Annotated in this window: 12 protein-coding genes; 5 read left to right on the top strand and 7 right to left on the bottom strand. The window is 54.9% G+C overall.

Features of this window, described 5'->3' with window-relative positions:
• Positions 1-11 precede the first annotated feature (11 nt).
• A complete protein-coding gene (gene creA, locus OGV69_RS10205) occupies positions 12-485 on the bottom strand; it encodes a protein CreA (protein ID WP_038637033.1) in 474 nt (157 codons plus the stop codon).
• 211 nt (positions 486-696) lie between these two features.
• Between creA and robA the strand changes: the two genes are divergently transcribed.
• On the top strand, positions 697-1566 hold the full coding sequence (gene robA, locus OGV69_RS10200) for an MDR efflux pump AcrAB transcriptional activator RobA (protein ID WP_038637031.1): 870 nt from the start codon (positions 697-699) through the stop codon (positions 1564-1566).
• Here the strand turns inward: robA and gpmB are convergent.
• Complete coding sequence (gpmB, locus tag OGV69_RS10195) at positions 1563-2210, bottom strand: 2,3-diphosphoglycerate-dependent phosphoglycerate mutase GpmB (RefSeq protein WP_069324097.1); 648 nt, start codon at positions 2208-2210, stop codon at positions 1563-1565. The two genes, robA and gpmB, sit on opposite strands and share 4 nt — an antisense overlap.
• Positions 2211-2262: 52 nt before the next feature.
• On the opposite strand from gpmB, the gene yjjX reads away from it, so the two are divergent.
• Positions 2263-2778 carry an inosine/xanthosine triphosphatase gene (gene yjjX, locus OGV69_RS10190; protein ID WP_038637026.1) on the top strand — a complete coding sequence of 172 codons (516 nt, stop codon included), beginning with the start codon at positions 2263-2265 and terminating at the stop codon, positions 2776-2778.
• Positions 2779-2833: 55 nt separating this feature from the next.
• Here yjjX and trpR read toward each other — a convergent pair whose 3' ends face one another.
• Together trpR and sltY are read right to left on the bottom strand one after the other, a co-directional pair.
• The gene (gene trpR / locus OGV69_RS10185; RefSeq protein ID WP_003837292.1) at positions 2834-3160 is read right to left on the bottom strand and encodes a trp operon repressor; all 327 of its coding nucleotides are present in this window, start codon (positions 3158-3160) and stop codon (positions 2834-2836) included.
• A gap of 90 nt (positions 3161-3250) precedes the next feature.
• Positions 3251-5188, bottom strand: coding sequence for a murein transglycosylase (sltY, locus tag OGV69_RS10180; RefSeq protein ID WP_038637023.1), 1938 nt, complete (start codon positions 5186-5188; stop codon positions 3251-3253).
• Positions 5189-5395: 207 nt separating this feature from the next.
• Here sltY and ettA point away from each other — a divergent pair, with 207 nt between their 5' ends.
• Positions 5396-7063, top strand: coding sequence for an energy-dependent translational throttle protein EttA (gene ettA, locus OGV69_RS10175; RefSeq protein WP_038637020.1), 1668 nt, complete (start codon positions 5396-5398; stop codon positions 7061-7063).
• 81 nt (positions 7064-7144) lie between these two features.
• Here the strand turns inward: ettA and nadR are convergent, their stop codons facing one another.
• The 3 genes from nadR to serB form a co-directional block, all read right to left on the bottom strand.
• A complete protein-coding gene (gene nadR / locus OGV69_RS10170) occupies positions 7145-8377 on the bottom strand; it encodes a multifunctional transcriptional regulator/nicotinamide-nucleotide adenylyltransferase/ribosylnicotinamide kinase NadR (RefSeq protein WP_038637017.1) in 1233 nt (410 codons plus the stop codon).
• 140 nt (positions 8378-8517) lie between these two features.
• On the bottom strand, positions 8518-9900 hold the full coding sequence (radA, locus tag OGV69_RS10165; protein ID WP_069324098.1) for a DNA repair protein RadA: 1383 nt from the start codon (positions 9898-9900) through the stop codon (positions 8518-8520).
• Between the two features lie 60 nt (positions 9901-9960).
• Positions 9961-10929 carry a phosphoserine phosphatase gene (gene serB / locus OGV69_RS10160; RefSeq protein ID WP_038637014.1) on the bottom strand — a complete coding sequence of 323 codons (969 nt, stop codon included), beginning with the start codon at positions 10927-10929 and terminating at the stop codon, positions 9961-9963.
• 116 nt (positions 10930-11045) lie between these two features.
• On the opposite strand from serB, the gene OGV69_RS10155 reads away from it, so the two are divergent.
• Both OGV69_RS10155 and lplA read left to right on the top strand, forming a co-directional pair.
• On the top strand, positions 11046-11681 hold the full coding sequence (locus OGV69_RS10155; RefSeq protein WP_038637011.1) for a YtjB family periplasmic protein: 636 nt from the start codon (positions 11046-11048) through the stop codon (positions 11679-11681).
• 15 nt (positions 11682-11696) lie between these two features.
• Positions 11697-12713 (top strand): lipoate--protein ligase, encoded by a 1017-nt coding sequence (lplA, locus tag OGV69_RS10150; protein ID WP_038637010.1) that lies wholly within the window; start codon positions 11697-11699, stop codon positions 12711-12713.
• The last annotated feature ends 60 nt before the right edge of the window (positions 12714-12773 follow it).

The following is a 12773-nucleotide window of genomic DNA, read 5'->3' as shown; positions in this document are numbered from 1 at the left end:
TTGCTTCCTTGTTATTGCCGCCACGGCATAATGGGCACAGCGCTGATGGCATTTTTGGGCGATCCATCAACCACTTTATCTGAATAGGCCAGATAGGCCAGCGCATTACGTTTTGCGTCATAAAAACGTACGACCTGTAAGGACTTAAACACCAGCGAGGTCCGTTTTTTAAACACCACTTCGCCTTGCGCTTTACCGTTCTTGATTCTGTCGCTCAGTTCCACCGGTCCTACCTGCTGGCAGGAGATGGCGGCATCAGAGGTATCTTCAGCCAGCCCCAACCCACCTTTGATGCCGCCGGTCTTGGCACGACTCACGTAGCAGGTCACATTTGTCACATCCGGATCGTCAAACGCCTCGACCACAATTTTATGGTCCGGCCCAAACATTTTGAACACCGTATCGACAGATCCAATCTGCTCCGCATGGGCGACTTGCGCCAACATCAGCAAAATTGAGGAAATGGCTAAGCTCTTATATTTCATATTGTTACCATTCTTAAAAGTTACTCTGGGTAATTATTCGACATTCTAAGATAAAACGTATACAGATCACAGGATTACAATAATCACGCTTTCGAATGTCCAAAAAAAGCATTTATGAGCAAAAAAAACACTGAATGCTAAAACAACAAAAAATGCTATTATCCTCATACCTGACGTCAGGTACTCGTTGTTGAAAGGATGAGGATATTTTATGGATCAGGCTGGCATTATTCGCGACCTATTAATCTGGCTGGAAGGTCATCTGGATCAGCCTTTGTCGCTTGACAATGTGGCGGCAAAAGCAGGCTATTCCAAGTGGCACCTGCAGAGAATGTTTAAGGACGTGACGGGCCATGCTATTGGCGCCTATATCCGCGCCCGTCGTTTATCGAAATCCGCAGTGGCGCTTCGCCTGACTGCGCGCCCTATTTTGGATATTGCCCTGCAATACCGCTTCGACTCTCAACAAACCTTTACCCGCGCGTTCAAGAAACAGTTTTCTCAGACGCCAGCGCTGTATCGCCGCTCGCCGGAATGGAGCGCTTTTGGTATTCGCCCGCCAATGCGACTCGGTGAATTTGCTATGCCTGCGCACGAGTTTGTGACGCTGGAAGATACGCAACTGCTGGGCACCACGCAAAGCTATTCCTGCTCGCTGGAACAGATTTCAGATTTCCGTCATGAAATGCGTATTCAGTTCTGGCGCGACTTCCTTGGCCATGCGCCTTCAATCCCGCCGGTGCTGTACGGGCTGAACGAAACGCGTCCGAGCATTGAAAAGGACGACGAACAAGAAGTGTTTTACACCACGGCACTGACGCCGGAACAAGCCAATGGCTATGTACCGTCGGCGCAGCCTATCCTGCTGCAGGGCGGCGAGTACGTGATGTTTACCTATGAAGGGCTGGGGACTGGCGTACAGGAGTTTATCCTGACGGTATACGGCACCTGCATGCCGATGCTAAACCTGACCCGCCGTAAAGGGCAGGATATCGAGCGATACTACCCGGCAGAAGATGCCAAAGCGGGAGATCGCCCGATCAACCTGCGCTGCGAATTCCTGATACCGATTCGCCGCTAACGCTGCAGCTCATCCAACGCAGGGGCGTCCAGATGTGAGATGTCCCCTGCCGTTTCAACCACCCATCCCGGCGCAAGCCATAAACTTTCCTGGTAATCAACGCGGGAAATAGAGCAATTGCGCAGACGCAGGCGACGTTCGGCCCATGCCGGCAATCCCAGAATCGTACTCACCAGGCAGCCCAGCGCGATCCCGTGGCTCACCAACAGTGGGCGGCTCCCCTGCGGAAGGTCCAGGCAGGCTGCCAGCGCCGCGTTAACGCGATCGCTCAACTCCTGCATCGATTCCCCTTCCGGAATACGCCCATCAACCGTACCGTTCACCAACTGACGACGCCAGCCCTCTTCTTCAGCCGTCAGCGTGTCGATATGACGTTTTTCCAGCACGCCCATATTCAGTTCACGCAGCCGGGAGTCATAAGTGATATCACAACCACAAGCCTGAGCGATGATTTCTGCTGTGCGTCGTGTACGACCTAAATCACTACTGATGACATGCGTAATACCCAACGAGCGGGCGCGTTCACCAACCTGCATGGCCTGCTGCTCACCTTTAGCGGTCAGTGGGCTGTCTGACTGGCCTTGAATACGTCGCTCGGCGTTCCACTGCGTTTCACCATGGCGAACAAGGTATACCTGTAACATGCTTTTTTTCCGTTATACTGCGATGCGATGAATTTTCAAACTGAGCTTTATTATGCACAAGGTTATCTCTGCTACCACCAATCCTGCCAAAATTCAGGCAATTCTCCGGGCATTTGAAGAGATTTTCGGGGAAGGATCCTGCCATATCGAACCCGTCGCCGTCGAGAGCGGCGTGCCGGAACAGCCTTTTGGAAGCCAGGAAACGCGCACTGGCGCACGAAATCGCGTGGATAATGCGCGCCGCCTGCATCCACAAGCTGATTTCTGGGTAGCCATCGAAGCTGGAATTGACGATGACGCCACCTTCAGTTGGGTGGTAATTGATAACGGCGTTCAGCGCGGTGAAGCGCGATCGGCCACGCTGCCGCTGCCCGCCGTTATTCTCGACAGAGTCCGCCAGGGAGAAGCGCTTGGCCCGGTGATGTCGCAGTACACAGGCATTGATGAGATTGGTCGTAAAGAGGGCGCGATTGGCGTATTTACCGCGGGTAAGCTGACGCGCTCAAGCGTTTACCATCAGGCGGTCATTCTGGCGCTTAGTCCGTTTCATAACGCGGTGTATTTATAGCATTGTGCCGGATGTTCAATCGTAGGCCGGATAAGGCAAAGCCGCATCCGGCGGATCAATTTTTCCCGAGCAGTACCTGCTCCAGCCACTGGCGCAGATCCACCGGCGCGGATTTCAGGCTGTTCGAACCGCGCGTAATGGTGGCGATACCCGCCCCAAGCTCATTTTTCAGCTCGCGCTGGCTCATCTCGCCGCGCAACAGCTCTTCAATGATACGAACGCGCGTGCCCAACGCTTCGCGCTCATCCGGCGTCAACATCAAATTGAGTAGCGGCAGATGTAAATCTTGTTCATAGGCGTGTTTAAGTAAGTCGACAAAACGTAACCACTCCTGGTGACGCTGTTCTGCCATCTCTGCTGAATAGGGTGATTGCTGAGTCATAAGATATCGCCATCGTTGTGGGGGAAGCGTGCTTGCCTCCCCCCTTTTGTACTCTTTAACGAGTACGATAGCATAACACAACCGATGCGATCAGTAACGACGTTGCCATTCTGCGTCGCTCATCAGCTCCGGTTTATCGCCAAGGAAATAACGATAGTACGCATCGTAAGCCAGCACGTTCTTCACATAACCACGCGTCTCTGAGAACGGAATGCTTTCGACAAACGCCACGGCATCGATCCGACCTGCGCTATTGCCCAGCCAGGTGCGCACACGCCCCGGTCCGGCGTTATAGGCCGCCGATGCAAAGATGCGGTTATTGCCAAATTGCTGATAAACATACTGCAAATAGCTGGTGCCAATGTTGATGTTGGTATCAGGATCCAGCAGTTGACTCGGACTACTGTAACCCGGAATCGAGAACATTTTCACCGTGTGCGTTGCGGTGCCCGGCATAATCTGCATCAGCCCACTGGCGCCAACCGGCGATTTCACTTTCGGGTTCCAGGCGCTTTCCTGACGCGCGATCGCCATCGCATAACTTGGCGGAATATCTTTCCCGCTGGTATAGCGGGTAAACAGATCTTTATAGGCCAGCGGGAAGCGCTCTTCCAGATGATCCCACAGTTTACCGGCGATCGTCGCCTGTACGCTCAGATCCCACCAATGATTGTTAAACGCGTAGCGCGCCAGCTGCGCCTGCTCGGACTTGGTGCGGCTGGTGACCAGATTTGCCCATTCACTGCGCGCGGTATTATCCAGATTCCAGTACATCAGCTCGCGTACGCGCGCCATTTCCGGTCCCTGGGTCAGCGCAGAGTCAACGTTCGCTGGCGCTTTATCCACCTTCAGCTCGTACTCTTCGCCGAGGCGTTGCGCCGCCACCATCGGGTAGAAACCGCGCTGCTGCATGAGTTGATGCAGGATCTCTTTCGCTTCCGCCTCGCGCCCGCGCTCCAGCAGCAGATCCGCTTGCCAGTAGCGCCACTCATCTTTTTCTTTAGCGTCCATCGGCAGACGCGCCAGCCAGGTATTCAGGCCGCGACGATCGCCAGTTCCCAGCGCCATCCGCACGCGACGCTCCACAAGCGAGGTGGAATTTGAGCGCATAATCGCATCATCACGCCATTTCGCCTGCTCGTCGGTGACGTCATTGCCCATCAGACGCCAGGCGACGATGTCGCGCAGCTCCTGAGTCTGCTCGTCATTTAACTGCTGCGCCTGCACCAAAGAGGGGATCATCAGGCGGGCGTTTTCGACATCCTGACGCGCCACGCTGGCAAAAGCCACCGCCGCCATCTGACGGGTGAAATCCGTTGCGCCAGTGGTGCGCGCAAAAGTCATTACGGTGTTTGGATCGTTAGCCAGCGCGATGATTGCCGACGCAATCGTCTGGTACTCCCCAGGCATTTGCCCGGCCAGCGCGGTGACCAGCCCCGTATTGCCCGCTTTCATCGCCAGACGAATACGCTCCAGATAAGCCAGCGGATCCTGAGTGCCTGAGGCGCGCCATACGCCGAATAATTTGTCACAGGCGTTCGGCTGACTTTTCCCGGTCAGCCACAGCTCTTTCGCGCCCCGCCATGCCTCTTCGGTTTGTCCGGTACTCCATTTCGCGAAGTAATAGTTACATTGCGCTTCCGTGGTACCCGGTTTTTCCGGGCTAAACGCCAGCAGTCCACGCCAGTCTTCCCGTCGCGCCAGTTCATTCACAAAACGCGATTGCAGAGTACGCGCCGGGGGCAGCGTCGGGTTGGCGCGCACAAAATTGGTGACGGTAATGGTCGGCTGATTCATCAGATCGTCAGTAATCTGACGATATTCCAGATAAGGATACAGAGGATAGTTCTTCAGGCCGGGCATCATCTGCTCTACGACATCCATCTGTCGGTTGTCCCAGGCCTGCTTAATTTGCGCATAGCGATTGCGCTGCTCATCCAGGGAATCGGCTCGCGCCACTTGACTGACCGTCAGCAGACATACGCTGGCCGCCAGCAGGCGCCAGGTAAATTGTTTGGCTTTGTCCACAAGCTCTTCCTCTTGTCATGTTACGTCTGTGCAGCATCATGCCGCTTAATTCATTCATGCTAACCAGACATTGCAGAATGCGCCACGTCACGGACACTTTTTTACTTTTGTTGCGAGTGAGATCTGCTGGCTGGGATTGGGCAATGAAAAAGGCTACACTTCGCTTTTGATAACTCTATTCATCACTATAAAAGAGGCGAAGTCCACGTGGCTCAATTCGTTTATACCATGCATCGTGTCGGCAAAGTCGTTCCGCCGAAACGTCATATTCTTAAAAACATCTCACTGAGCTTCTTCCCTGGCGCCAAAATCGGTGTACTCGGTCTGAACGGCGCGGGTAAATCTACCCTGCTGCGCATCATGGCCGGCATTGATACCGAAATCGAAGGCGAAGCTCGTCCACAGCCGGGCATTAAAATCGGCTACCTGCCGCAGGAACCAAAACTGAACCCGGAACACACCGTCCGTGAGTCTGTTGAAGAAGCGGTGGCCGAAGTGGTTAACGCCCTGAAAGGCCTGGATGAAGTGTATGCCAAGTACGCAGAACCGGACGCCGACTTCGATAAACTGGCCGCGCAGCAGGGCAAGTTTGAAGAGATTATTCAGGCGCACGACGGCCATAACCTGAACGTGCAGCTCGAGCGTGCCGCTGACGCCCTGCGTCTGCCGGACTGGGATGCCAAAATCGAGAACCTTTCCGGTGGTGAACGCCGCCGCGTCGCGCTGTGCCGCCTGCTGCTGGAAAAACCAGACATGCTGCTGCTCGACGAACCAACCAACCACCTGGATGCCGAATCCGTCGCCTGGCTGGAACGCTTCCTGCACGACTTCGAGGGTACCGTCGTGGCGATTACCCACGACCGTTACTTCCTCGACAATGTTGCGGGTTGGATTCTGGAGCTGGACCGCGGCGAAGGTATTCCATGGGAAGGCAACTACTCCTCCTGGCTGGAGCAGAAAGATCAGCGTCTGGCGCAGGAAGCTTCTCAGGAAGCCGCTCGTCGTAAATCTATCGAGAAAGAGCTGGAGTGGGTGCGTCAGGGCGCGAAAGGCCGCCAGTCTAAGGGCAAAGCCCGTCTGGCGCGCTTTGAAGAGCTGAATAACACCGAATACCAGAAGCGTAACGAAACCAACGAACTGTTTATTCCACCTGGACCTCGTCTGGGCGATAAAGTCGTTGAGGTCAGCAATCTGCGTAAATCCTACGGCGATCGCGTGCTGATCGACGACCTGAGCTTCTCGGTACCGAAAGGCGCTATCGTCGGCATCATCGGTCCGAACGGCGCGGGTAAATCAACCCTGTTCCGCATGATGTCCGGTCAGGAACAGCCTGACAGCGGCACCATCACGCTGGGCGAAACCGTGAAGCTGGCCTCCGTTGACCAGTTCCGTGACGCAATGGATAACAGCAAAACCGTGTGGGAAGAAGTTTCCGGCGGGCTGGATATCATGAAGATCGGCAACACCGAAATGCCAAGCCGCGCCTACGTAGGCCGCTTTAACTTCAAAGGCGTGGATCAGGGTAAACGCGTGGGCGAACTGTCCGGCGGTGAGCGCGGTCGTCTGCACCTGGCGAAGCTACTGCAGGTTGGCGGCAACATGCTGCTGCTCGATGAACCGACCAACGACCTGGATATCGAAACCCTGCGCGCGCTGGAAAACGCCCTGCTGGAGTTCCCGGGCTGCGCGATGGTTATCTCGCACGACCGTTGGTTCCTCGACCGTATCGCCACCCACATTCTGGACTACCAGGATGAAGGTAAGGTTGAGTTCTTCGAAGGTAACTTTACCGAATACGAAGAGTATAAGAAACGCACGCTGGGCGCCGATGCTCTGGAGCCGAAGCGTATCAAGTACAAGCGTATTTCTAAGTAATTACCGTTAAGCGCCGTATCCGGTCTACGAGGTTAATGCAACTTCCAGGCCGGATAAGCGCGGCGCTATCCGGCATTTAACCTATCTCTGCTCGCCCATCAACTCTTTCACCAGCTCCACGCAGCGCAGGAATCGACCATCGTAGTCAGGTTCCTGAACGTGCACGAAATCGATATTGTTTTCCTGCAGCATCTCGACCAGCAGCGACTGAAACGCTTTTCGGTCAACCGAGCTGCCAAGGCTACGCAAACCATCCGCCACCCATGGGGTGTTGTTTTCCAGCAGGATCACCAGGTCAAAACGGTACTCATCAATCAACGCCTGCACAAACGGGTGTTCACGCCCTTCGTACTTTTTACAGAATGCCTGAGTGGTCACGAAATCGGTATCGATAAACGCCACTTTATTGGCATACTTGACAGCAAAATCAATGTATTGCGCTTGTCCGAGGGCAATCTTATCGTAGTCGGAATATTGCAACGCCATCTCGTCGCCGCCCAAATGGGAGAAGACGTAATCACGCCCGTATTCCCACGCACTGGTGGTGTTAAAGATATTGGCGAGCTTGTTCACCAGCGTGGATTTTCCGCTCGACTCCCCGCCAAGGATCGCCACGGTGCGCACGAAAAACGGCTTCACTTCGGTGGGAATATACTCCCAATAGCGAAACGGGTTTTCGCGGATTTGCCCGCCACTGATGCTCATAAACGTCCGTTTCGGATCCACCAGCACCGTTTCGATCCCCAGATGTTTCAGATACTGCGGGGCATCTGACTCTTCAGAGGTGTAGATCCAGTTTGGCTGGATCCCCTTCTCCTGCATAAACGTTTTGATGCCGTTGCTCCACACGTCCCAACCGTGCGGATACGGCTCCATGCCCTCTTCGTTGAAGGCATGAATTCGGATATTTTTCTGATATTTAAATGTTTGCAGCAGCCAACGTAAACGATCGGGCACCGTCGGCTGTTGCGACATGGCGCTGTCTTCAAACAGGCTGCGATCGCGCGTATCGTCATAACCCATGATGATATGCAGCTCATCGACCTGACTACAGGCACGCTGGATGAGATAGATGTGGCCGGTGTGCAGCGGATAAAACTTACCGAATACCACACCGATATTTTTCTGCTGGCGCGGAAACTCCAGCCCGAGAAAACGGTGCAGCGCCTCCAGCTTTTGCGCGCTGGGGCTTTTGATTTTGGCATTCAGCAGTTGGCTTAAATATCCCTTGGTCATGCCACTGGCATCCGCCACCTGTTGCAGGGTACAGCCCTTTTGCTTTATGGCGGTTTTGAGATAGTCGAACGATGACACAAGAGCCTCCTGCTGGAAAAATCGCGTAACACTGCCTGATGGCGCTTCGCTTATCAGGCCTACAACATCAATCCGTAGGCCGGATAAGACGCATTGCGTCGCCATCCGGCAAATTATACAACATCACTGCATACAGAGGATTATAAGTCGTCAAACACGCTTAACGCATCTGCAAGCTTTTTAACGCCAAAAACCTGCATCCCTTCCGGAACTTTTTTCGGGACGTTGGCGGCAGGCACAATCGCCCGACGGAAGCCATGCTTCGCCGCTTCAGAAATACGTTCCTGGCCGCTCGGCACCGGGCGAATCTCGCCCGCCAGTCCCACTTCGCCAAAGACCACTAAATCCTGCGGTAGCGGTCTGTCACGTAAGCTGGAGACCATTGCCATCAGCAGCGCCAGATCGGCGCTGGTTTCGGTGACTTTGACACCACCGACCACGTTGACGAACACATCCTGATCCGCCATCTGCAAGCCGCCGTGACGATGCAGCACCGCCAGCAGAATCGCCAGACGGTTCTGTTCCAGACCGACCGCCACGCGACGCGGGTTCGCCATCATTGAGTGATCGACCAGCGCCTGAATCTCTACCAGCAGCGGACGCGTACCTTCCCAGACCACCATCACCGAACTACCGGAAGTAACTTCATCGCCACGGCTTAAAAAGATAGCGGAAGGATTGCTGACTTCACGCAGGCCCTGCTCGGTCATGGCAAAGACGCCCAGCTCATTCACCGCGCCAAAGCGGTTTTTATGGCTACGCAGGGTACGGAAACGGGAGTCGGCATCGCCGTCGAGCAGCACCGAGCAGTCGATACAGTGCTCCAGCACTTTTGGCCCGGCCAGCGATCCGTCTTTCGTCACATGACCTACCATCACAATCGCCACGCCGCGCGTTTTGGCAAAGCGCGTCAGGTAAGCGGCCGTTTCGCGCACCTGCGCCACGCTGCCCGGCGAAGACTGAATATCCGCCATGTGCATCACCTGAATGGAGTCGATCACCATCAGCTTCGGCTGTTCTTCTTCGGCAATCAGGCAAATTTGTTCGATGCTGGTTTCCGACAGCATGTTCAGATTCGCCGTCGGTAGGCCAAGCCGATGCGCGCGCATCGCCACCTGCTGTAGCGACTCTTCGCCGGTGACGTACAGCGTTTTCATCTGCTCGGCGAGCTTGCACAGCGTTTGCAGCAGCAACGTCGATTTGCCCGCGCCAGGGTTACCGCCAATCAGAATAGCGCTGCCAGGTACCACCCCACCGCCCAGCACGCGGTCAAACTCTTTAAATCCGGTGGAAAAACGCGGCAATTCCTCAAGGCTGATGTCAGACAGCTTCTGCACTTTTGCGACACCCGCATTCCCGGCATAGCCGCTGAGCCGCTCGTTACGCGCCACCGTCGGCGACGCGGCAAGGCGCACCTCGGTAATGGTGTTCCAGGCCTGGCAGGCGCTGCATTGCCCCTGCCAGCGCGGGTAATCGGCCCCGCATTCATTACAAACAAAGGCGCGTTTTGGAGCTTTTGCCACGTTTTACCTCTTTCGTTAACGCTTTTGCCGGATAGCGCTGACGCTTATCCGGCATCAACACTATTTCTGGTTCATACTGCCGGAGAGAATGCAGAACACCCCCATCAGATCGGCGTGACGGATAGTAATCTCTGTCTTTTCATTCACTTTGGGTTTGGCATGATACGCAATGCCCAACCCTGCGGTTTTAATCATCGGCAGATCGTTCGCGCCGTCGCCGATCGCCACCGTCTGCGCCATCGGGATCTCATACTCTTGCGCCAGACGGGTCAGCGTATTGGCTTTGTATTGCGCATCGACGATATCGCCAATCACATTGCCGGTAAATTTCCCGTCCATGATCTCCAGCTCGTTTGCTACAGCCGCCGTCAGACGTAACTTATTACGCAGATAATCTGCAAAGAAGGTAAACCCGCCGGAGGCGATAGCCACTTTCCAGCCAAGCGTTTCCAGCTTCAACACCAGTTGAGTCAGACCAGGCATCAGCGGTAAATTTTCGCGTACCTGATGCAAAATATTGGCATCCGCGCCTTTCAACGTTGCCACACGGCTGCGCAGGCTGGCGGTAAAGTCCAGTTCACCGCGCATCGCACGTTCAGTGACTTCGGCAACCATCTCGCCGGTGCCGGCCAGCTTCGCGATTTCATCAATGCACTCGATCTGGATCGCCGTTGAATCCATATCCATCACCAGCAAACCCGGCGTACGCAGATGTGGAATCTTGCCGAGTGGCGCAACATCCAGTTTGGCATCATGCGCCAGTTTTGCCGCACGCGGCGTTAACGAACCCGCCAGGCGAATCACCTGATAATCCTCAACGCACCAGGCGGCCACGATCACCATCGCCGCGCCCAGTTTGCTCTGGTATTGCGTGAGACGTTGTTTATCCAGCCCGCGACCATACAGCAGCCAGCCACTACGGCCCGCGTGGTAATCCAGCGGCATGACTTCATCGCCACTTAAAGAGAGGGGCAGACCTGGCCACAGAGAGACATCTTCAGGTAGATCGCACCAGGTAATGTTAGGCATTAAAGCTCCTGTAAAATCGTTCGGGTCGGAATCATCCAGGGGAAAATAACGCATGAGGCTACCCTGTAACCAGCGCTTCTGGCAACATTAAGTCTCAAATTTTCAGCAGGTGGTATATGGCTCGCACAAAACTGAAATTCCGACTACATCGTGCAGTGATTGTATTGTCCTGCCTGGCGCTGCTCGTCGCCCTGATGCAGGGCGCATCCTGGTTTAGTCAAAGCCACCAGCAACAACGTAATCCGCAACTGGAAGAGCTGGCCCGTACGTTGGCACGTCAGGTCGCATTAAACGTCGCGCCGCTGATGCATACCGAAACGCCGGATGAAAAGCGCATTAAAGCAGTGCTCACGCAACTGACGGAAAGCAGCCGTATTCTGGATGCGGGCGTGTACGATGAACAGGGAGACCTGATTACTCGTACCGGTGAGAGCGTCAACGTTCGTGACCGACTGGCGCTGGACGGTAAAAAAGCCGGGGGCTATTTTAACCAGCAGATTGTCGAACCCATTCAAGGCAAAAATGGTCCACTGGGCTATCTGCGCCTGACGCTGGATACCCACACGCTCGCCACCGAGGCCAAACAGGTGGATAACACCACCAACATTCTACGCCTTATGCTGCTCCTGTCACTGGCGATTGGCGTGGTGCTGACCCGCACCTTACTGCAAGGTAAGCGCACCCGCTGGCAACAATCGCCGTTCCTGCTTACCGCCAACAAACCGGTGCAGGAAGAAGATAAAGATGATTAAGAAAAGGAAATCGCTATGACTACCCTGCGCCTGCTTATTTCAGACTCTTACGATCCGTGGTTTAACCTGGCGGTTGAAGAGTGCATATTTCGCCAGATGCCCGCTACGCAACGCGTTCTGTTCTTATGGCGTAACGCCGATACGGTGGTGATTGGCCGGGCGCAAAACCCATGGAAAGAGTGTAATACCCGTCGTATGGAAGAGGATAACGTGCGGCTCGCCCGTCGCAGCAGCGGCGGCGGCGCGGTGTTCCATGATTTAGGCAATACCTGCTTTACCTTTATGGCCGGCAAACCGGAATACGACAAAACTATCTCTACCGCTATCGTACTCAATGCATTGAATTCATTGGGCGTTATGGCCGATGCTTCGGGACGCAACGATCTGGTGGTGAAAACGCCGGACGGCGATCGCAAAGTCTCTGGTTCAGCCTATCGCGAAACCAAAGATCGCGGCTTCCATCACGGTACGCTGCTGCTGAATGCAGACCTCAGCCGCCTGGCGAACTATCTGAATCCGGATAAAAAGAAACTCGCGGCGAAAGGGATTACCTCCGTTCGCTCCCGCGTGGCCAATCTTACCGAGCTATTACCGGGCATCACCCATGAACAGGTCTGCCAGGCGGTCACGGACGCCTTTTTCGCTCATTACGGCGAGCGCGTCGAAGCAGAAGTAATATCCCCGGATAAAACGCCGGATCTGCCGAATTTTGCCGAAACCTTTGCGCGCCAGAGCAGTTGGGAGTGGAATTTCGGCCAGGCGCCAGCGTTCAGCCATCTGCTGGACGAGCGTTTCACCTGGGGCGGCGTCGAGCTACACTTCGACGTCGAAAAAGGTCATATCACCCGTGCACAGGTCTTTACCGACAGCCTCAATCCCGCGCCACTGGAAGCGCTGGCGGGGCGGTTGCAAGGGTGTTTGTATCGCGCGGATATGCTGCAACAGGAGTGCGAGGCGCTACTGGTTGATTTCCCGGAGCAAGAAAAAGAACTACGAGAACTGTCGGCGTGGATTGCCGGAGCGGTGCGTTAATAAAAAAAGCCGGATGGCGGCTACGCCTTATCCGGCCTACGATCGCGAGGCCCGGTAAGC

The sequence above is a fragment of the Citrobacter sp. Cc139 genome, assembly GCF_030334645.1.
Classification (GTDB): domain Bacteria; phylum Pseudomonadota; class Gammaproteobacteria; order Enterobacterales; family Enterobacteriaceae; genus Citrobacter; species Citrobacter werkmanii.
Note: the sequence above shows the minus strand (reverse complement) of the source record. Positions and strands in the feature narration are given on the sequence as shown.

Coding starts and splice junctions, on each gene's coding strand:
- gpmB (WP_069324097.1), bottom strand. CDS start 2,210: ATGTTACAGGTATACCTTGTTCGCCATGGTGAAACGCAGTGGAACGCC.
- yjjX (WP_038637026.1), top strand. CDS start 2,263: ATGCACAAGGTTATCTCTGCTACCACCAATCCTGCCAAAATTCAGGCA.
- lplA (WP_038637010.1), top strand. CDS start 11,697: ATGACTACCCTGCGCCTGCTTATTTCAGACTCTTACGATCCGTGGTTT.
- serB (WP_038637014.1), bottom strand. CDS start 10,929: ATGCCTAACATTACCTGGTGCGATCTACCTGAAGATGTCTCTCTGTGG.
- trpR (WP_003837292.1), bottom strand. CDS start 3,160: ATGACTCAGCAATCACCCTATTCAGCAGAGATGGCAGAACAGCGTCAC.
- OGV69_RS10155 (WP_038637011.1), top strand. CDS start 11,046: ATGGCTCGCACAAAACTGAAATTCCGACTACATCGTGCAGTGATTGTA.
- robA (WP_038637031.1), top strand. CDS start 697: ATGGATCAGGCTGGCATTATTCGCGACCTATTAATCTGGCTGGAAGGT.
- creA (WP_038637033.1), bottom strand. CDS start 485: ATGAAATATAAGAGCTTAGCCATTTCCTCAATTTTGCTGATGTTGGCG.